General features: G+C 63.2%; 13 protein-coding genes. 5 read left to right on the top strand and 8 right to left on the bottom strand.

Going from position 1 to position 21,036, the window contains the following annotated elements:
* Positions 1-327: 327 nt before the first annotated feature.
* The 4 genes from ACI2KS_RS26660 to pvdM form a co-directional block, all read right to left on the bottom strand.
* On the bottom strand, positions 328-1,977 hold the full coding sequence (locus ACI2KS_RS26660) for a cyclic peptide export ABC transporter (RefSeq protein WP_404624013.1): 1,650 nt from the start codon (positions 1,975-1,977) through the stop codon (positions 328-330).
* Between the two features lie 294 nt (positions 1,978-2,271).
* A complete protein-coding gene (locus ACI2KS_RS26655) occupies positions 2,272-3,171 on the bottom strand; it encodes a formylglycine-generating enzyme family protein (protein ID WP_404624012.1) in 900 nt (299 codons plus the stop codon).
* A 30-nt stretch (positions 3,172-3,201) separates the two neighbouring features.
* Positions 3,202-4,500: an aminotransferase class V-fold PLP-dependent enzyme gene (locus ACI2KS_RS26650; protein WP_404624011.1), complete on the bottom strand. Its 1,299-nt coding sequence runs from the start codon at positions 4,498-4,500 to the stop codon at positions 3,202-3,204.
* Between the two features lie 30 nt (positions 4,501-4,530).
* Positions 4,531-5,880, bottom strand: a complete 1,350-nt coding sequence (gene pvdM / locus ACI2KS_RS26645; RefSeq protein WP_404624010.1) for a pyoverdine-tailoring dipeptidase-like protein PvdM — start codon at positions 5,878-5,880, stop codon at positions 4,531-4,533.
* A 216-nt stretch (positions 5,881-6,096) separates the two neighbouring features.
* On the opposite strand from pvdM, the gene ACI2KS_RS26640 reads away from it, so the two are divergent.
* Both ACI2KS_RS26640 and ACI2KS_RS26635 read left to right on the top strand, forming a co-directional pair.
* Entirely contained in the window at positions 6,097-7,737 is a 1,641-nt protein-coding gene (locus ACI2KS_RS26640) for a PvdJ/PvdD/PvdP-like protein (RefSeq protein WP_404624009.1), read from the top strand.
* A gap of 255 nt (positions 7,738-7,992) precedes the next feature.
* Positions 7,993-10,479, top strand: coding sequence for a TonB-dependent siderophore receptor (locus ACI2KS_RS26635; protein WP_404624008.1), 2,487 nt, complete (start codon positions 7,993-7,995; stop codon positions 10,477-10,479).
* A gap of 658 nt (positions 10,480-11,137) precedes the next feature.
* Here ACI2KS_RS26635 and ACI2KS_RS26630 read toward each other — a convergent pair.
* The 4 genes from ACI2KS_RS26630 to ACI2KS_RS26615 all read right to left on the bottom strand — a co-directional run bounded on the left by ACI2KS_RS26630 (position 11,138) and on the right by ACI2KS_RS26615 (position 16,346).
* Positions 11,138-11,599, bottom strand: a complete 462-nt coding sequence (locus tag ACI2KS_RS26630) for an REP-associated tyrosine transposase (protein ID WP_404624007.1) — start codon at positions 11,597-11,599, stop codon at positions 11,138-11,140.
* Between the two features lie 189 nt (positions 11,600-11,788).
* Positions 11,789-13,195: an efflux transporter outer membrane subunit gene (locus ACI2KS_RS26625; RefSeq protein ID WP_404624036.1), complete on the bottom strand. Its 1,407-nt coding sequence runs from the start codon at positions 13,193-13,195 to the stop codon at positions 11,789-11,791.
* Positions 13,196-13,202: 7 nt separating this feature from the next.
* Entirely contained in the window at positions 13,203-15,173 is a 1,971-nt protein-coding gene (locus ACI2KS_RS26620; RefSeq protein WP_404624006.1) for a MacB family efflux pump subunit, read from the bottom strand.
* Entirely contained in the window at positions 15,174-16,346 is a 1,173-nt protein-coding gene (locus tag ACI2KS_RS26615) for an efflux RND transporter periplasmic adaptor subunit (protein WP_404624005.1), read from the bottom strand.
* Positions 16,347-16,630: 284 nt separating this feature from the next.
* Here ACI2KS_RS26615 and ACI2KS_RS26610 point away from each other — a divergent pair, with 284 nt between their 5' ends.
* The 3 genes from ACI2KS_RS26610 to ACI2KS_RS26600 all read left to right on the top strand — a co-directional run bounded on the left by ACI2KS_RS26610 (position 16,631) and on the right by ACI2KS_RS26600 (position 21,021).
* Complete coding sequence (locus tag ACI2KS_RS26610) at positions 16,631-17,113, top strand: sigma-70 family RNA polymerase sigma factor (protein WP_404624035.1); 483 nt, start codon at positions 16,631-16,633, stop codon at positions 17,111-17,113.
* A 149-nt stretch (positions 17,114-17,262) separates the two neighbouring features.
* Entirely contained in the window at positions 17,263-18,600 is a 1,338-nt protein-coding gene (locus tag ACI2KS_RS26605; RefSeq protein WP_404624004.1) for a lysine N(6)-hydroxylase/L-ornithine N(5)-oxygenase family protein, read from the top strand.
* A gap of 147 nt (positions 18,601-18,747) precedes the next feature.
* A complete protein-coding gene (locus ACI2KS_RS26600; protein WP_404624034.1) occupies positions 18,748-21,021 on the top strand; it encodes an acylase in 2,274 nt (757 codons plus the stop codon).
* Positions 21,022-21,036 lie beyond the last annotated feature (15 nt).

The following is a 21,036-nucleotide window of genomic DNA, read 5'->3' as shown; positions in this document are numbered from 1 at the left end:
CGGACGCTCAGCGTCCAGTATCCAGCTGACGCGGAGCGTCAGGGTATGCATTCCCACGCGGAGCGTGGGAACGAGCAAACACCGCGTTCAACTGTAGAAGCGGGCAGGTGGTGTACGCAGGCGCGTAGGAACGATCACCAGATGCCCATCAGGCGCAGGCTCGTTCGGCGAGCACTTGCCCTGCGCTCAGGCGCACCAGTTGATCGGCCACGTCGAAATTGATTGATCGTTCCCACGCTCCGCGTGGTAACGAGCAAACACCGCGTTCAACTGTAGAAGCGGGCGGGTGGTGTACGCAGGCGCGTGGGAACGATCACCAGGTGCCCATCAGGCGCAGGCTCGTTCGGCGAGCACTTGCCCTGCGCTCAGGCGCACCAGTTGATCGGCGACGTCGAAATAGCGGTCGTCGTGGGAGATGACGATGATGGTTTTGCCCAGGCGTTTGAGGTCGGGCAGCAGCTCGGTGTAGAACACCCGGCGGAAAGTCGGGTCCTGGTCAGCGGCCCATTCGTCGAACACCAGCACCGGGCGTTCGTCGAGCCAGGCATTGATCAGCGCCAGGCGTTTACGCTGCCCGGTGGACAGGTCGGTGGTGGTGAAGGCGCCATCGACCACGCTGACCTTGTGCGCCAGTTCCATCCGTTGCAGATACTGACCGACATCGGCAGGCAGGGCTTTTTCGCTTTCCGGCAGATCGTCGAACAGGTAGTAGTCGGCAAAAATCGTGGTGAACATCTGTCGGTAATCATCCAGGCCACGGGCGTCCACCGCCTGGCCATTGAGCCGGATTTCCCCCTGCTGCGGCGTGTACAGACCCAGTAGCAGCTTGATCAGGGTGGTCTTGCCGCAACCGTTTTCACCGACGATGAACAGAATCTCGCCAGGGGTGATGGTCAGGTTGACCGGTCCCAATCTGAACGGTTCGCTGCCCGGCACCGGCGCGAAGGCGTACTGCACGTTGCGCAGTTCCAGGCTGTGCATCACCGGCACCTGCTGCTCGGCATTGCTCAGCAGCAGATGCGGTTCAGGGGAAGAGAAACGCTCGGCCAGGTCGGCGATACGGCGGAAAGCGATCTGCGCGCGACTGATGATCGGCAGGTTGGACAGCAGGTTTTCCAGCGGGCCCTTCATGTACAGCAGCACCAGCACGAAGCCGCTCATCATTGCCGGATTCTGACTGGGCCAGAATGCCTGCAGGGCCAGGGCCAGGCCGATCACCACGAAAAACAGCATGGAGCCAAAGCTCTTGGCCATGACGAAAATGGTGATCGAGCGCACGTGGGTGTCGCAGATGTGATCGGCAGTGCCTTGAATGTTGCGGGTCAGCATGGCATGCCGACGCGGGCGATGAATGCGCAATTCCTTGGCGCCTTCGGCAATCGCCTGATAGTGCTTTTGCAGGCTGTCTTCAGCGTCGCGGGCGGCGTAGAAGCCCTGGATACCCTTGCCCTGGGCGACATATTGCACCGCCGAACCGATGCCGATCGCAAGCACGGTCATGGCGAAGATCGGCAGCGACAGGGTTGCCAGATAGCCCAGGCAGCCGAGAATGACGGTCATCGAAATCGCCAGCGGGGCAAAGGCGAAAGCGAAGTCGCTGATGGTGTCGACGTCGTGGGTCAATACCGGGATCAGCCGATGGGTGCGATAGCGCTCGATCTGCTCGATTGGCGCTGCCAGCACCTTGGCCCCCAAGTCCTTGCGCAGGCCGGCGATGACTTTCTGCCCGACATAATTGCTGCCGATGTCGGCGGCAATGCTGCTCAGCAGGGCCAGCAGACACAGCCCGGCGAAGGCCAGGACCACGGCGCTGTTCAGGCCATCTTCGCTGTGCAGCCCGCGGTTGACCGTGGCCAGCAGCGCCGTGACGCTCAGACCGCCGACGATGCCGAACAGGATGGACCCGCTGACGATTGCGCGGTACGGCTTGAGCAGGCTGAGGATTTCGCGAAGGGCGCTGCGCGGTTTTGCGGTCATGAAACTACCTCCGTCGCAGCGCGGGGGCGGGCGACGTGCTGATGGCGAATGGTTGAGACGCTTTCGTCGTCAGACGGCGGACGGCGAATCACTGCTAGGAAGACGAGTCAACCGGGCAAGGATTTAGCGCGATGCGGCCGATCCTGGCACCAGAGCCGTAGGAGCGGGCTTGCCCCGCGAGCGGCGACGCAGTCGTCGTGAACCGGTACACCCGGTGCCCCGGAAACAGCCACGCGTAAGGGTCTTCATGACTGTTGCGCAGGCGCTCGCGGGACAAGCCACGCCGCGCCCTGATCAGAGATCGCGCACCACCCGAAAGCCCAGCCAGTCACCGCGGTCGGTGGCGTAGATGTTGTTGCGGTTGCCCGACCGCGACCAGATCGGTGCTTCGGTCCAGTCGTTGCCGCGCATCTGTTGCAACTGGCAGTTCGGTTCGGTCCAGGCGCTGCCATCGCTGGGCGCACCGATGTAGTTGTCGTGGGCGCAGTCCTCGAGAAACTCCGACACGTTGCCGTGCATGTCATACACACCAAAGGCGTTCGGCGCGAAGGCGCCGGCCGGTGAGGTGTAGCTGTAGCCATCCTCCGGGCCATAGGTATTGGCGTGTCTGGCAATGCTGTAGGTCTTGCCTTCGTCGAACTCGAACGGGAACGGTCCGCTGCTGCCGGCGCGGGCGGCATACTCGCGGATCGACTCGCTCATCATGTGGTAATGCTGGTGGGTTTTGTTCGACAGCCAGGCGATGTACGCCTGCACCTCGGCCATGTCCATGCACACCGCAGGCTGGGTCGGGCCGACCGGGTAGCGCGGCTCACCGGCGATGCATTCGCGACCGGGGCGGGTGTCGCCATCGGGCATCTGGTAGCCGGTGTCCTTGATGAACACCTTCCATTCTTTGGCCAGCACATCGAACCGGCTGATGGCCAAGGGTCTGGCGAAGGTCACCGGATGCATAGGCCCCTCATCCTGCTGGCGGCCGACTTCATCGTCAGGCGTGCCCATGGTGAAAGTGCCTGCGGGCAGCACGACCATTTCCGGGCAATCCTTGCAGTCCTTGAACACCTTGCCCGGGTGCAGCTCGGCATGGCTGGCGTGCTCGTCATGCTTTGCCGCATGGGCCAGACCCGGCAGCAGGTTGATCAGACCCGCCAGGGTCAGGCCGCTCAGCAGTTTGATGGGGGATATCGGCTTCATGGGGCCTCTCGATGTCGGGGAATGGGGGCGTCAGAACGCCTGGCTCAGCAGGGCCCTGAAACGGTCGACTTCCTGTTCGCTGTTGAGCAGGCCTGGCGCGGTGCGGATCACCGGGCCAACGTCGCGGTCCACCGCGTCGGCGATGACTTTGTGCTGCATCAGGTGCGCGGAGACCTCGTCGCTGTCGCGGTCCTTGACCCGGAAGAAGGTGAATCCGGCGGAAAACTGCGGGCTCAGCGGCGTGACCAGTTCCACCTGACGATGCTCCTGCAGACGCGCCTTGAGGTAGCTGTTGAGTTCATGGATGCGTGACTGCACGTCGGCCTTGCCCAGTTGCAGGTGCAGCTTGAACGCTTCGTTCAGCGCCCAGCGATGCTCGAAGGCGTGGTAGCCGCCCGGCGACAGGCTGGTGGCGAAGTTGTCGTCCTGGGAGAAGGTCGGCTCGTTGGGCGTCAGGTCGGTGACCACCTCGCTGCGTGCGCAGACGATGCCGGTGCCGCGCGGGCCGAACATCCATTTATGGGTCCCGGCGATGAAGTAGTCACAGTTGAAGTCAGCGAAATTGGCGTTCTCCACGCCCAAGCCATGCACGCCGTCGATCACGTAGATGATCCGGTCCTTTTCCTCGCGATTGCGGTTGTGTTCCTGCACCAGCTTGCCGATCTCGCCGACCGGCAGTTTCACGCCGCTGCCTGACTGCACCCAGGTCATGCCCAGGACCCGGGTGTTGGGGCGAATGTTGCCGGCGATAGTGCCCAGCACTTCGTCCACCGACACTTGTTGCGGCTCCTTGAACAGCCGGATCTGGCGCACCTGCGTGCCCTGTTTGCGGGTGCGGAACTCGAGGATGTACTGGGTCGAATAGTGCTCGTGCTCAGTGGTCAGGATTTCCTGGTCGGCACGCACATGAACCCCGCCATAGATCATCGCCAGCCCTTGCGTGGTGCTGCCGGTGAGGGCGATCTGAGCGGGTTTGACCTGCAGGTAACGACCGGCCTGATGGCGCACTTCGCCTTCGTGCTGCCAGGTTTCCTCGCGATCCCAGTCCATGGCAAGACCTGGGTTGCGGTCCAGCCAGGCCCGGTGCTTTTCGATGGCCTCGCGCACCGGCAGCGGGTGCGGCGTGATCAGGAAGTTGGAAAAGTGGATGTAGTCGGGATCGAGCACAAACAGCTGGCGCAACTGCGCCCATTTGTCGCTGGAGACCCCGGCCGGCTGTTTGCTGCTGACAGCATCAGCGGCGAAGGCGGTGCCGTTCAGGGCAGTGCCCAGGGGCAGGGCGGCGGCGAGCATCCCGGCCTGCTTGAGAAAGGTTCTGCGGTCAGTCATGGCACGGTTCATCCGGCAGGAAAAGAGGAATTAGCGGCTGGCCACGGGGCGGGCGGCTTGCTGCACCTGATCCCAGACGCGCAGGAAGTTGCCGCCCCAGAGCTTGGCGATGTCGGCTTCCGAGTAGCCGCGCTGGATCAGTTCGGCGGTGACGTTGCGCACCTCGCTGACATCCTTCCAGCCTTTGAGGCCGCCGCCCTCGTTGAAGTCCGAGCTGATGCCGACGTGGTCGATGCCGATCTTGCGCACTGTGTAGTCGATGGCGTCGCCCAGGTCCTTGAGGGTGGCTTTGGGTTCTTCGTCGAGAATCGCGTAGAGCTGGCTTGCGTACTCGCCGAACTTCTTTTCCGGCCAGGCGGCGATGATCGGATCGCCCGGCATCAGCGCCATGGCCAGGTTCGGCAGCGGCGGCAGGTCGAATGTGCCGCGCAGCTCGTTGAGCCTGCCTTGGGTGCGTTGGCTCAGCGGCTTGAGATAGCCGCCGAAGCCGACGATCTGCACCACGCCGCCGCTGTTCCCGATCAGTTGCAGTTCCTTGTCACTGAGGTTGCGCGGGATGTCGACCATTGCCCGTGGCGCCGAATGCGAGGCCACCAGTGGCGTGCGGCTCAGTTGCGCGACTTGTTCCAGGGCTTTGCTGGACATTTGCGAGACGTCGATGATCACGCCCAGGTCGTTGAGCCTGTGCACCGCCTGCTTGCCGATGTCGGAGAGGCCGTCGAGGGCGTCCGGCGAGTCATTGAAAAAGGGCAGGGGGCGCGAAGAGTCGGCCCAGCTGTTGTTGCCGATATAACTGAAACCGAACATGCGCATGCCGCGCGCGGCCCAGGTGTCGAGCAGACTCAGGTCATTACCCAGCGGGTAGGCATTGAGCATGCTGATGAAGATCGCGAACTTGCCCTCGCCGTGCAGCCGGCGCATGTCATCGGGACTGTAGGCGATGCCGATCCGCTCGGGAAAATCGCGCACCAGGCCCTGGATGATCTTGTAGCGCACCTCCTGCTGATGGCGTGCTTGTTCGACGAATCCGGCGGTGGGCTTGTGCGGGGCGTTGGCGCCGTTCCAGATTTCCGGCCAGCCAAATACAGTCAATGCCGCAGCGGACAGACGCCCGCGTCCGGCCTTGACCAGGTCGAACTGGCTTTCGCCGTCCTTGTCGGCCTCGTTGCCGGCGGTGCCGAACTCCAGCGGCACGGTGATGTGGCTGTCGAAAGACAGAATCCGCTCCTGTAGCTCATCGGCCTGCCTGATGACCTTCAGCGGGTAGCTCAGGGTTTCGTTGAACCACAGTTCCCAGGCGGCAAAGCCTGCTCCGGCGCCGATCACCAGTGCCAATGGCAGGCCCAGGTACAGGGCTTTTTTCCAACGCAGTTTAGTCATTGCCATCTCAGTCAGGTTCGCCGTCCAGATCGGGTGCAGCACAGGTTGCTGTCAACGCAGGGCGCTTTGCTATGTGGGAAGAACGAGCGATGGGCAGGCAAATTTAGCCTGGGGTGGTCGACGCTTGGCGCTGTGTGTCCGCGCCGCTAAATTTGCCCGGGTGAGGAACGTTCTAGCTTGGATAAAGCCTGCTCCATGGCTCAAACAGGTAGAGCAATGACGATTTCTCGACGAGGGTTCATCGCAGGTCTTGCGCTCACGGGCGCGGCGGTGCCAGCGGTGTATTACGCACATCGCCAACTGACCCGCGCTGAAGAACCGGTCACCCCGGAAGAGGCCCGGGTGGAGTTGCCGGACACCAACGGACGGCAACTGGCCGACACCCTGCGCGGGGTCTGGGACATTCGTTTCGAAGGCGCCGATGCCGGGCTCGACGGATTGCCGGCGGCGGGCCTGCAATTACTCATCGATATCGCCCAGCGCGGGCGTGGCGTGCGCGGGTTCGTCGATACCCCCCAGCGGCTGCGTGCCGATGAACCACCGCGTTATCAACTGATGGGCGATCTGGTGCCGCTCGACCCGGCCCCGACCCCAGCGGCAGGGCTGCACTGGCGGCTGTTCAGCGCAGACCCCGCCAATGGCCGGGTTGGCTATGAGCTGGAGCTGACCCTGGACGAGGTCTGGGCCGAGTTCGGCAACGCCGGTGGCGCGACCCTCAGCGGCCGCGTGCTGCGCCTTGATCGCCCGGCCGGCCTGCCGCTGCACGACAACCGATTGGTCGCGGTCAAGCGGCTGTTTCCCGAGGCTCGCCAGCGTATCGGCCTTGATGAAGCACTGCTGGCCTCGTTGATCGCCCCCGAACACCGGCTGTTTCATCAGCTCTGGCATGCCTCGCGGGACAAGTGGCACAAACTCTCGCAGGACAAGCGTAATGCGCTGCGGGGGATCGGCTGGCAACCGGGGCCGCGGGACAAGGAGCGTGACGCGCGGGGCGAGCACAAGGACCGCAACGGCTCGGGGGTCGACTTTTTCTTCATGCATCGCCACATGCTCAGGCACGCACGCGCCTTGCAGGATTTGCCGTCATGGCAGCACTTCCCGCTGCCTCAGCCGGAACTTGAGCGTGATCGACCGGGGTTTGCCCGCTATTTCGAGAACCACGACGGCTATTCGATCCCGCCGACCTGGCTGGCCGAGGACGATGACGAATACACGCAATGGGTCAGCGACATCAAAAACGCCGAGACCTTCCACAGCAACTTTCAGGTGTGGGAGTCGCGCTATCGCGATCCGCGTTATCTGTCGAGGCTGACCCTGGGCCAGTTCGGCTCGGAGATCGAACTGGGCCTGCACGACTGGCTGCACATGCGCTGGGCATCGGTACCCCGCGATCCGTCCAACGGCGCTGCGGTGCCCATGGCCCGCGACCCGGCCGATTTTGCCGCGCGCTGGTTCAGTCCTGAGAACGACTTTCTCGGTGATCCGTTTTCCTCTCACGTCAATCCGGTGTTCTGGCATTTCCATGGCTGGATCGACGATCGCCTGGAGGACTGGTTCCTGGCCCACGGGCGTTTTCATCCCGGTGAACTCACGCGCCAGACGCTCAACGGCGTGCCCTGGTTTGCCCCGGGGCGGTGGGTGGAGGTGGCCGATCCATGGCTGGGGCCGAGCACCCATGGTTGCAGCACCACACCGGGCCTGGTTCCCGGCAAGACCGTGGAGATGGACCCGGAAACCATGAAACTGGCGCTGCGCATCACCTTCGAGGACGAAGACACGCTGGCGGGTCTGTTCAAACGCATACCCAGGCGACCCTGGTATGCCCGCCATCTGAGCAGTTCGACTCCCTGGAATTGAGGCGGACCGAAACGCCTCAGGTGCCACTGACCCGTCGCAGGACGGCTTGCCGATGGCAGCGCTGTCCAGGGCGCCTGGGTCGGCAAGCCGTGCGGCTACAGGTCACCGATAACGGCCAGATGCGCATGCAGCAAGGGCTGAGACAAACCTTTTATTTTTATGAGAATGCGTCTGGTTTTTATTTCTGGCCCGTCTCAGTTACCAGAGGCGCAAAAAGACGCCGTCCACCACTTGTCATCAAAAGGATCATTCACGATGTCCACCGCGTTCCGCTCTTCCCCTACCAGGGTCTTCGCGCTGCAGGCCTTGCCGCGCGCCGTTCGCTCCATCGCGCTTGGCGCGGCACTGGCGGCGCCCGTGGGTGCAGCGCTGTTTTCGGGTTCGGCGTTCGCTCAGAGCGAGTCGGGCAAAAGCACGTTCTCGATTCCTGCAGGGCCCCTGAGCAGTGCGTTGGCGAGTTTCACCGCCGCCACCGGTGTCAAGGTGCTGGCTGAGGGAGCGGCGGGGGAGCGCCGTTCCCCCGGTCTGCAAGGCAGTTACACCGCGCAGGACGGCTTGCTGCGTTTGCTGGCCGGCACCGGCGCCAATGCCTCGCGTCAGGCTGACGGCAGCTATCTGGTGCTGAGCGCCAACAGCGCCAACAGCTCGGCGCTTGCGCTGGACGCCACCACCGTCAGCAGCCAAGGCCTGGGGCTGACCACGGAAAACACCGGTTCCTACACCACCGGCGCGACCTCGACCGCCACCAAGTTACCGCTGTCACTGCGTGAAACGCCGCAATCGGTCAGCGTGGTCACTCGCCAGCTCATGGATGACCAGAACCTGACCAGCATCGATGACGTGCTCAAGTTCACCCCCGGCATCACCAGCAACCACCGCGACAGTGATCGCTACACCTTCTATTCGCGTGGCTTCCAGATCCAGAACTTCATGTACGACGGCATCCCGTCGCAGGTGGCCAACGAATCCCAGCAATACACCAGCAGCCTGCTGGACATGGCGCTGTACGACCGTGTCGAAGTGGTACGTGGCGCGACCGGCCTGATGAGCGGTGCAGGCACGCCATCGGCGACCGTCAACCTGGTGCGCAAGCGCCCGACCCAGGATTTCCAGGCCTACGTCTCCGGTGAGGCCGGCGCCTGGGACCGATACCGCAGCGAAGCCGATGTATCCGGTCCGTTGAACGCCGAAGGCACTATTCGTGGTCGTCTGGTGGGGGTTTACGAAAAATCCAACTCCTTCGCCGACTGGTACAAGACCGAGAAGAAGGTCATGTACGGCGCACTGGACGTCGACCTCAGCGAAGACACCCTGCTGCGTTTGAGCCTGGATTACCAGAACAACGACTCCGACGGCGTCAGCTTCGGTCACATCCCGCTGTTCTACAACAATGGTTCGCAGACCAACTTCTCGCGCTCGTTCAACCCGGCGGCGCGCTGGAGCTATCTGGACAACACCCACTACAACTTCACCACGCTGCTGGAGCACAAGCTGGCCAATGACTGGAGCCTGAAAGCGGCGTACAGCCATCAGTATTCATACCGTCGCGGCACGGTCGGCTCGGCCAGCGGTGGCCAGCCGGATCCGGGCACGGGCGAAGGCGTGTTCATGTTCGTCAACCGCCTGGACAGCTATCAGGAGCAGGACACTCTGGATGTGTACGCCTCCGGCCCGTTCCAGTTGGGTGGTCGTGAGCACCAGTTGGTCGTCGGTGGCAGCACCAGCCGGACTCACCTGAACTACCCGACCTACCAGAACCAGAACCCGGACGTGCCGAACATCTTTGCCTGGGACGGTCACCAGCTCGACAAGCCCCACCTGTCGCGCGTCGGTGACAACGTCACGACCTTGCAGCAGACTGGCTTCTACACCGCCGCCAACTTCAAACCGTTCGACCCGCTGTCGATCATCATCGGTACTCGCGTCAGCTCCTGGAAACAGAACGACTTCAGCAGCAACTTCGCCACCGATGAAGACGCCTACAGCGAGTCGACCGACCGCACCAAGAAGAGCGGTGTAGTGACCCCGTACGCCGGGATCATCTATGACATCAACGACACCTATTCGGTCTACGCCAGCTACACCGATATCTTCCTGCCGCAGACCTTCTACAAGACTGCCGCCAACACCTCGCTGGACCCGCTTGAAGGCGACAACTACGAGATCGGTCTGAAGGGCGAATTTTTCAACGGCGCGCTGAACGCCAGCATTGCCCTGTTCGACGTGGAGCAGAAGAACACGCCGCAGTTCGTCGGTGACGACGCGGTGACCGGTCGCGAAGTCTATCGTGCCATCAGCGGCACCAGCACCAAGGGTGTCGAGGCGGAAATATCCGGTGAATTGGCTGACGGCTTGAACGTGTTCGGTGGCTACACCTACCGCGAATCCCACGACAAGAACGGTGAGCGCGTGGAAACCAACCAGCCTTCGAACCTGTTCAAACTGGGGACCACCTACCGCCTGCCCGGCGCCTGGAATCGCCTGACCATCGGCGGCAATGTGATCTGGCAGAGCGAGATCTACGCGGCCAACGAGTTCGACGATGGCGTGCACAAAGCCACCCAGGACCCCTACGCCGTCGTCGGCCTGCTGGCCAACTACAAGGTCGATGACCACCTGACCGTCGGCGCCAACCTCGACAACCTGTTCGACCGCAAGTACTACGACGGCCTGGGCACCTTCAACTCCGGCTCCTACGGCGAACCGCGCAACCTGATGTTCAACGCCAAATGGAAGTTCTGATCGGTAGCTCGGGCGCTGTACCCGCCTGATCACCCGCCGACGCAAACAAAACCCCTCCAGGTGAAAGCCTGGCGGGGTTTTTGTTTGTCATGCACCCCTATAGCCGCTCGCGGGGCGAGCCCGCTCCTGCGGGTTGTGTGCCTTTACCGCTGAGTTGCATTCCAAAGACGGTAATGGCGGTTGGATGCGGTGTCGTGGTTGAAGCTGTAGGAGCGGGCTGGCCTCTGGGCCGCACTCGGACGAGCGTCCGGGGAGCGGTCGTAAGGTCTGTGAATGCGGGTGTGTCTGACACGCTGCGATCACGATTACGACAATGGCTGTTATACCTGACACCCCGCACTCACCGGTTCTACGACGACTGCGTCGCCGCTCGCGGGGCAAGCCCGCTCCTACGGGGTGCGTGTCTCTACCGCTGAGTTGCATTCCAAGGACGGTAATGGCGGTTGGATGCGGTGTCGTGGTTGAAGCTGTAGGAGCGGGCTGGCCCCGCGAGCGGCCGGGGACCGGTCGTAAGGTCTGTGAATGCGGGTGTGTCTGACACGCTGCGATCACGATGGCTGCTATACCTGACACTCCGCATTCACCGGTTCTACGACGACTGCGTCGCCGCTCGCGGGGCGAGCCCGCTCCTACGGTCCTGCTCCGGGGCCCCTTGATTTCACAGCCAGACTGCATCCCACAGCGGATAGTCGTGGCAGCGTGTCACCAGCCCTGCGCGTATCGGGTTGGCGATGATGTAGCGCGCCACGGCCTTAAGGTCTTGTTCGTGTCTGATTGCCCGATCGTGATAGCCCTTTTGCCACAACGGGCGCTCATCTCCCGTAGCCGCGCTGACCGAGCGATAGCTTCGCGATTTGGCTTTGCGCATTAACGCTGGTAGGGAGTCGTTCTTGAGCTCAATCAGCCAGTGGAAGTGGTCAGGCATCACCACCCAGGCCAGAGAGCTGGCGCAGCCTTCATCCTCTGCCAGGCGAAAGGCCTTGGCGACCAGGCGCCCGATTCGCCAGTCGGAAAATACGGGCTGGCGATCCTGGGTCACACTCGTCAGCAGATAGATCCGCCCCGATTGCGAAAACCGCCCCTGACGCAAGCGATAGCTGTTTGCCGATAATCCAGACATTCCGTTGTCCTGATGGGTCCATGAACCCATAACGGTAGTGTCGATTACCTAGTTGAATGCGCTCATCGGGATGCACTTTGTGTGACAGAAATTGGCGAACGATCACACCCGCACAACAGCGCCTGCCCCGCGACCGGCAAAGCCGGCGCAATGCCGCACGGCGCGCGTTCCCCGTGGCATGACCGGCGTCTACAAGCCTGCTGTTTCGCTTTGCCAGCCACCGCCCAGCGCCTTGTACAGCGCCACGCTCGCCTGCAATCGGGACAGGCGCAATTGCACGTTGAGGTCTTGCGCGGCATACAGGGTGCGCTGGGTTTCGAGCACCGTGAGCAGGTCTTCGGCGCCGGCTCGATAGCGGCGTTCGGCGATGTCGAACGCGCGTTGGGCCTGTTGCAGTTCTTCGTCCTGCCACTGGCGTTGCTGGTCGATGCCGGCGATGCCGTTGAGGGCTTTTTCGACGTCGGCGAAACCGTTGATCAGCGTGCCCCGGTAGTTCTCCAGCAGTTCCTCCTGACGGGCCGTGGCGCGATCGCGTTCGGCGCTCAGGCGACCATTGTTGAAGATCGGGCCGACCAGACCGGCGGTGAGGTTGTAGAAGGGACTGCGCAGAATGTCGCTGGCGCTGTCGGCGCCGGAGCCGATGTTGGCGCTCAGGGTCAGGGTTGGCAGCATCGCCGCCCGCGCAACCTTGACGTCGGCCTGCGCTGCTGCCAATTGCGCTTCGGCGTTGGCGATGTCCGGTCGGCGGGTCAGCAGCTGGCTGGGCAGGCCGCTGCCGATCCGTGGCCAGTGCAGGCGATCGAACCCATCGCGCTCGATCCGGACCTGCTGCACCGGCTGGCCGAGCAACTGCGCCAGGCCGATCAGCGCCTCCTGCGCTTGTTGCCGTATCAGCGGCAGCTGACGTTGCTGGCTGGCCACCAGGCTTTTCTGCTGCGCCAGTTCCAGTGCTGTCGCCGAGCCCGCGTCGTAGCGGGTCTGTACCAGCTCCAGCACATGTTGCGCGTTAGCCAGGTTCAGCTCGGCGATGTGCGTCTGCTCGCGCAGCGCCAGCACCTGCATGTAGGTACTGGCGACCGCGCTGAGCAGGGTCAGCTCAACTGTGGCTTGATCGAAGCCGGAGGCTTGCAGGCTGTGCCGGGCGCTGTCATAAGCCGCCGCCCGAGCCCCCCAGAAATCCACCTCGTAGCTGACGGTCAGGCTGGCGTCGAAGTAGTCCACCGCCTTGTTCTCGCTGTCGGCATCGAGCTGGGTGTAGCCGCTGCCGCGCAGCAGCTTTTCGCGACTGGCATTGGCAGTGCCCTGAACTTGCGGCAACAGCGGGCCGCCGGCCACGATGAGCGCTGCCCGTGCCTGGCGCACACGGGCCACCGCCGCTGCCAGATCATGACTGCCCAGCCGCGCCTGTTCGATCAGCGCGTCGAGTTGCGGATCGGCAAACTGCGTCCACCACTGGCGGTTGTCCTTAAGGCTGTGCAAGGCTTGCGGCGATTGCCACGCCGCCGGAGCCGGGATGCCGCTGTCCAGGTGTGGGGCAGGGCCGCTGCACGCGCTGAGCAGCACGCAGACGGTGAGAACACTCAGGCAGGGTCTGATCAAGAATTCATTCACTGGTAAGGGCCGTCACCGGATCGAGCCGGGCAGCTTTGCGGGCGGGCATGAAGCCGAAGACGACACCTGTGATCAGGGCGCAGGCGAAGGCACCGAGCACCGCCGCCAGCGAGAGGGCGACGGCCACTTGAGCGACGAGCAACACCCCGGTGACCAATAGCGCCAGGACAATCCCGGTCAGCCCGCCGACCACCGACAGCAGCACCGCTTCGGTCAGGAACTGGCGCAGGATGTCGCGCTGACGGGCACCGGTGGCCATGCGAATACCGATCTCGCGGGTACGTTCGCGCACGGTCATGAGCATGATGTTCATGACCCCGATGCCGCCCACCAACAGGGAAATGGCGGCAATCGCGCCGAGCATCAGCGACAGGGTGTTCTGGGTCCGCGCCTCGGCCTGGATCATCGCCGCGTTGTTGGTCAGCTCATAGTCGTGCTTGCCGCGGTGCAGCTTGAGCATCAGCTCGTTGATCGCCTGCTCGGTCTCCCTGACGTTGCGCGAATCGTTGGCGGCGATCACCACGTATTCGGGATCATGGCTGCCGAACAGGCGAATGCTTGCCGACGAGTAGGGAATCATCACCCGCACGTCGCTGTCTTTTTCGCCGGAGCTGGCACCCTTGGCCGCCAGCACCCCGATCACCTGGAACGGCACGTTCTCGATGAGGATGTACTGGCCGACCGGGTTGCTGTGGCTGAAGAATTTTTCCCGTACCTTGTCGCCGATCACCGCCACCGAGGCTGCGCTCTGCTCGTCGGCGCGAGTAAAGAAACTGCCCTGGGACAGCGGCCAGTTGAAGATGTCCGGGAACAGCGTGCTGGCGCCACCGACGTAGACTTTGTAGTCGTTGCTGGCGTAACGGATACCGGCGTAGTCACCGATCAAGGGCATGATCCGCGTCACTTGCGGCAGGGTGGCCAGCGCCGCCACGTCGCTCAGGCTGACGACGCCTTGCGGCGCTCGCGGATTGGGTGCGCTGCCGTTGAGAAAGATGATGTTGGAGCCGAACGCGCCCATTTGCGCCATGACCTGGCGTTTGCTGCCTTCGCCGACTGCCAGCATGACCACCACCGACGCGACGCCGATGATGATCCCGAGCAAGGTCAGCGCGGTCCGGAAACGGTTGATCCACATCACCCGCCACGCGGCTTTGATCGCGTCGACCAGCTCGCCTTTCCAGGCGCTGCGCTGCAGGCTGCCTTCACTCAGGCGTTGACGCAGATCCAGCGCGTTCAGTGCCTTGGGATTGGCGCCAGGTTGCTCATGTGCAGCGGCCCGCGCGCTGTCGCTGACCACCAGACCGTCGCGTACTTCGATGATGCGCTTGGCCCGCGCCGCCACCTCCCGGTCGTGAGTGATGAGGATCACCACGTGGCCCTGGCTTGCCAGCTCGTCGAGCAGCGTCATCACCTCGGCACCGCTGTGGCTGTCCAGCGCACCGGTCGGTTCGTCGGCCAGGATGATGTGCCCGCCGTTCATCAGGGCACGGGCGATCGACACCCGTTGCTGCTGACCGCCAGACAATTGATGTGGACGATTGCCGGTGCGCTCGGCCAGCCCCAGCCGCCGGAGCAGGGCGGCGGCGCGGGCGTGACGTTCGCTGGCGGGAATGCCGGCGTAGATCGCCGGCATCTCGACGTTTTCCTGGGCCGTGCCGGAAGGGATCAGGTGGTAGCCCTGAAATACGAAGCCGAAAGCCTCGCGCCGCAGCCACGCCAGCTCATCGCTGTCCAGCCGGGCCACGTCTTCACCGGCGAAACGGTAGCTGCCTTCAGTTGGACGATCCAGGCAGCCGAGGATGTTCATCAAGGTCGACTTGCCCGAGCCCGAAGCGCCGACGATGGCCACGAACTCTCCAGCATGGATCGACAGGCTGACCCCGCGCAGGACGTCGACCCTGGGGCTGTCGCCGCCGCCGTAGGATTTGCAGATGCCCTGCAGTTCGATCAAAGGCGTCTGCATTCAGCCCCCGCTGCCATTGGCCGGGCCGATCAACAGGTAATCGCCTTCGACCAGGCCTTCGAGGATCTGGGTTTTCTGGCGGTCGCTGACCCCGGTATGCACCTGACGGGATTCGATGTCGCCGTTTCTGGCGACCACGCGCACCGTCGGCCGGTCGCTGCTGCCATCGCCCTGCAGGGCGGCGATGGGTGCGGTGAGCACGTTGCGGACCTCGCTGGCGACGAAGAACACCTGTGCGGTCATCTCGGCCATCAGGTTGTGGTCGCTGTTGTCGACGTCCAGCAGCACGGTGTACAGCACCACCCGGCCGCTGCCGCTCTTGCTGGTGCTGGCCGGACTACCACCGCCCTGGTTCTGCTGTTCCAGCGGCTTGGGCGGCACTGGCAATACCTGGCGCACAGTGCTGCTCCAGCGCCGTGCGCCGCCGCTCAGGGTCGTGAAATAGGCGCTCATGCCCGGTGTGACGTGACCGATGTCGGCTTCTGAAACCTCGGCCCAGACCGTCATCGGCGACAGTCTGGCAATGCGCATGATCAGTGGCGTCTGCTGCTGCGCGTTGAGGGTCTGGCCTTCGCGGGCGTCCAGCGCGACCACGGTGCCGGCCATCGGCGCATAGATACGCGTGTAGCCGAGTTCGGCTTCGTCGCTGCGCAGGCTGGCCTGGGCCTGACGGATCTGCGCCTGGAACATGTCGATGCGCGCCTGGGTGGTGCGCCGTTCGGCCTCGGCACTCTGCACGTCTTCTTCGCGGGTCGCGCCGCCTTTGGCCAGATGCTGCTGGCGCTGGTATTTCTGCTGCGCCAGATCATGCAGGGCACGTTGCTCCTGCAGTTGCGCCTTGAGGTTGTCGATGGCGAAGCGGCTGGCGTCGAGCCTGGCCTTTTGCGTGGAAGGATCGATTTCCACCAGCAACTGACCTTCCTCGACCTGCTGGCCGGCTTCGACGTGGATTTTCCTGATCTGCCCGGAAGCCTGGGCGCCCACATCGACATAACGCCGGGGCTGCAAGGTGCCCAGGGCGGTCACGCTGCTTTCGATGTCGCCACGGCTGACTTGCACCGTGGCCAGCTGATCGCGTCCGGCCGGCATCAGCTGCCAGGCGGCGCAGGCAACGACGGGTATCAGGCAGAGTGTGGCGAGCAGCGCGCGTCGGGGTTTGCGGGGACGTTTCATGCAGGGTTCCGGCAATTGGAAATCGCCCCGGCGCATGGGGAGTGAACCGCAAGGCTCGAACACGCAATAGACGGGGACTGCCAGATAAACGAAGGGTGGTGCGGGAAATTTAGGCGCGCAAGCGGGCTGTCCTGCAATGAATTTTGTATCTGCCGACCGACAGATCTTTAACTCCAGATGAGAATTACTATAAATTAGCGCCCTCGGATTGCCATCATCGTGCCTTTACTCGTTTTCGAGTGGCGCAGACGGCAGCAAGGACAGGCGCAGGGTTAGCGGGAGTCATCGTGGAAAACTACTATCGGGAGCTGGTGTGTTTCCTCAACGCCAGACTGGGCAACCGGCAGTCGGCCGAAGACGTGGTGCATGACGCTTATCTGCGGGTGCTGGAGCGCTCCAGTGAAACGCCGATCAAGCAGCCTCGCGCGTTTCTCTATCGCACGGCCCTGAACCTGGTGATCGACGATCACCGGCGCAATGTGATTCGTCAGACCGAGCCGCTGGACGCGGTCGATCATGAAGAACAACTGTTCAGCCCTTCACCGCAGGCGACCATGGACCACGGTCAACGCCTGGAAATGATGCAGCGTGCCTTGGCCGAGCTGCCGTACCTGTGCCGCGAATGCTTCACGCTGCGCAAGATCGACGGTCTGTCACACCCCCAGATCGCCGAACGCCTGGGTATTTCCCGCAGTGTGGTGGAGAAGCACATCGTCAACGCCATGAAACATTGCCGCGTGCGGGTTCGGCAATGGGACATCGGTTGAGACTCGCCGCAATCGGCGCCATCGCTTGCTAAATTTTGCCGCTGCGTCCTCGTTCCTACTCAACAGACGACCTGCGCCGCCTTGCGCGCCGATCAGGTCACCCGGTTTTTCGTCCCCACTGTTGAGGGGCTATCCAGAGGACACTGGAAATGACTCAGGCAATCGCATCGGCTGTCGTTCACGATCTGATCGGCGTGGGCTTCGGCCCTTCAAACCTGGCGCTGGCCATTGCCCTGCGTGAGCATGCGCAGACCCACGGCGAACTGGATGTGCTGTTCCTCGACAAGCAGGCCGACTACCGCTGGCACGGCAATACGCTGGTGGCCCAGAGCGAATTGCAGATTTCCTTCCTCAAGGACCTGGTGACCCTGCGCAACCCGACCAGCCCGTATTCGTTCGTCAACTATCTGAAGACCCATGGCCGGCTGGTGGATTTCATCAACCTGGGCACGTTCTATCCATGCCGCATGGAGTTCAACGACTACCTGCGCTGGGTTTCCGGGCACTTCCAGGCGCAGAGCCGCTACGGGGAAGAAGTGCTGGCCATCGAGCCGGTGCTGCACAAGCAGCAGGTCCAGGCCTTGCGCGTGATCTCGCGTGACAGCCACGGCGAGCAGTCGGTGCGCACCACGCGCTCGGTAGTGGTCAGCGCCGGTGGCACGCCGCGCATTCCCGAGCCCTTCAAGGCGCTGAAAGACGATGGCCGGGTGTTTCACCATTCGCGCTACCTGGAGCGCATGGCGGCGCAACCGAGTATCAGCGGCCAATCCCTGCGTGTGGCGATCATCGGCAGTGGACAGAGTGCCGCCGAGGCCTTCATCGATCTCAACGATTGCTTCCCCTCGGTGCAGGTGGACTGGATCCTGCGCGGCTCGGCGTTGAAACCGGCCGATGACAGCCCGTTCGTCAATGAGGTGTTCTCACCGGAGTTCACTGACTTGATCTACCAGCAGAACAGCGCCGAACGTGAGCGGCTGATCAACGAATACCAGAGCACCAATTATTCGGTGGTGGATCTGGACCTGATCGAGCGCATCTACGGCATTTTCTATCGGCAGAAAGTGTCGGGCATCCCGCGTCACGCGTTTCGCAGCCTGACCACGGTCGAGCGCGCCATCAGCCACAAGGGCAGCATCGAACTGGCGCTGCGCAGTACGGCGACGGGCGAGCCGAGTGAGCATCACTACGACGTGGTGATTCTTGCCACCGGTTACGAGCGCCAGATGCATCGCCAGTTGCTGGCGCCGCTGGCTGAGTACCTGGGTGATTACCAGGTCGATCGTGACTATCGGCTGGCCACCGATGAGCGGTGCAAGGCGGGTATCTATATGCAGGGTTTCTGTCAGGCCAGCCATGGTTTGAGCGACACGCTGCTGTCGATCCTGCCAATACGCGCCGATGAAATCGCCGCGTCGCTGTACGCCCATGGCAAGCAGCAGGTGCCTGTTCGCAGCATTCATGACGGGTTGCTGGCAACCGCCAGCTGACGCACCCTCGGGTCCTGCAGCAGTTCGATGCTCGACATCAACAGCGGGTTGCACCCAGCGCCCCGCAAGCCCCCTATCTGGTCTGGAGTCAGCGTGATCATTGCTCGTTCGTTTCCTCGTTTCTGCCTGTCGGCGCTGTTCATCGGCATGAGTCTGAGCGCTCAGGCGAAACCCCAGAACACCGACCTCAGCGCTGACATTCGTCGCACCACCTATGGGGTGCCGCATATCCTCGCGGCCGACGAGCGTGGCCTGGGGTACGGCATCGGGTATGCCTACGCTCAGGACAATCTGTGCCTGCTGGCCAATGAAGTCGTGACGGTCAACGGCGAGCGTTCGAAGTATTTCGGACCAGAGCAGATGACCATCGAGCAGCGCGACAACCTCACCAGCGACCTGTTTTTCAACTGGCTCAATACCCCGCAGGCGGTGTCGGCGTTCTGGCAGGCGCAGACGCCGGAGGTGCGCAAACTGATGGAAGGTTACGTCGCCGGCTACAACCGCCAGTTGAGTGAGCGCAAAACCCTGCCCCAAGCGTGCCAGGCGGCGTGGGTGCGGCCGATCACGGCGCTGGATCTGGTCAAGCTCACGCGTCGCCTGCTGGCCGAGGGTGGCATTGGTCAGTTCGCCGAGGCCCTGGCCGGTGCGCGGCCGCCGCAAGACAGTGCGCAGGTGCAGCGCGAGCCTTCGTTCCAGCTGGCCGAGGCGCGCCAGCAACGCTTCGCCCTGGATCGGGGCAGCAATGGCGTGGCCATCGGCCGTGACCGCTCCTTCAACGGTCGCGGCCTGTTGCTCGGCAACCCGCATTTTCCCTGGGTCGGCGGCATGCGTTTCTATCAGATGCACCTGACCATCCCGGGCAAGCTGGACGTGATGGGCGCCGCGTTGCCGGGCCTGCCGATGATCAACATCGGTTTCAGCCAGCATCTGGCGTGGACCCATACCGTCGACACCTCTAAACACTTCACGTTGTATCGCCTGCAACTGGACCCCAAAGATCCCACCCGCTACCTGCTCGACGGCAAGTCGGTGGCCATGGGCAAGCGCGATGTGTCGGTACAGGTCAGGCAGGCCGACGGCAGCAGCAAGATGCAGACGCATACGGTCTACAGTTCGACATTCGGGCCGGTGGTGCAGTGGCCGGGCAAACTGGACTGGAACCGCGAGGTCGCCTTCAGCCTGCGCGACGCCAATCAGGACAACGACCGGGTGCTGCAGCAGTGGTACGCGATGAACCGGGCTGATAGCCTCGAGGCATTCCAAGCCTCGGTGCACAAGGTCCACGGCATTCCGTGGGTCAATACGCTGGCGGTCGACGACAAGGGCCAGACGCTGTACATGAACCTGTCGGTGGTGCCGTACGTGGATGCCGCCAAGCTTGCGCAGTGCAGCGATCCCCGCGCCGGGCTGGAGATGATCGTGCTCGACGGATCGCGCCAGGGTTGCAGCTGGAGCGTGGCCGCCAACAGTGTGCAGAAAGGTATTTATCCGGCCGACCAACAGCCACAGTTGCTGCGCAGCGACTACGTGCAGAATTCCAACGATTCGGCCTGGATGGTCAACCCCGCAGCGCCCTTGACCGGGTACTCGCCGGTGCTCAGTCGTGAACGGCTGGCGCTGGGCGCGCGGGCGCGATTTGCCCTGCAGCGCCTGGCCGAGCTGGACCAGGCCGGGCCGGTCCAGGCGCAAGACCTGCAGCACATGGTCATGGACGACCAGGTGTATCTGGCAGGGCAGGTCCTGCCCGATCTGCTGCGTTATTGCGCGGGGGATCTGGGCGCCGATGCCCGCACGCTGCTGTCACTCTGTTCAAGCCTCAAGGCCTGGGATGGCAGTGCCAATCTGCAAAGCGGTATCGGCTTTGTGCACTTTCAGAACGTCATGCAGGCGCTGCTGGAAAACGATGATATCTGGCGGGTGAAATTCACCGCCGATGACCCGCAGCATTCGCCACGAGGGCTGGACATCGAACAGCCGGCCGTCGCTGCAGCGCTGCGCCAGGCGATGCTGGCGTCCGTCGAACAGACCTCCACGGCGGGGCTCAAGGCTGACAGTGTCTGGGGTGACGTCCAGCAAGTCAGCAGTGGCGGCAGGAGCATTGCGATCCATGGCGGCCCTTCCGATCTGGGCGTCTACAACGCCATGCAAAGCGTGCCGGGGCCGGGTGGCAAGCGCGAAGTGGTCAGCGGCACCAGTTACGTGCAAGTGGTGTCTTTCGACGACAAAGGCCCGCACGCCACGGGGCTGCTGGCGTTCTCGCTTTCCAGCGACCCGACCTCGCCCTATTCGAAAGATCAGACCGAAGCGTTCTCGAAGAAACAATGGAGCGTACTGCCATTCACCGAACAGCAGATCAGGGACGACGCCCATTACAGCAGCCAGGTCATTCGCGAAGGCGATCAGGTGGTGGTCAAGCAGTAGGCATCACGGCGCCGG

It is taken from the genome of Pseudomonas sp. NPDC087358, assembly GCF_044900785.1.
In the GTDB taxonomy this organism is placed as follows: domain Bacteria; phylum Pseudomonadota; class Gammaproteobacteria; order Pseudomonadales; family Pseudomonadaceae; genus Aquipseudomonas.
The sequence above is the reverse complement of the archived record's forward strand: the minus strand, read 5'-3'. Positions and strand labels throughout refer to the sequence as shown.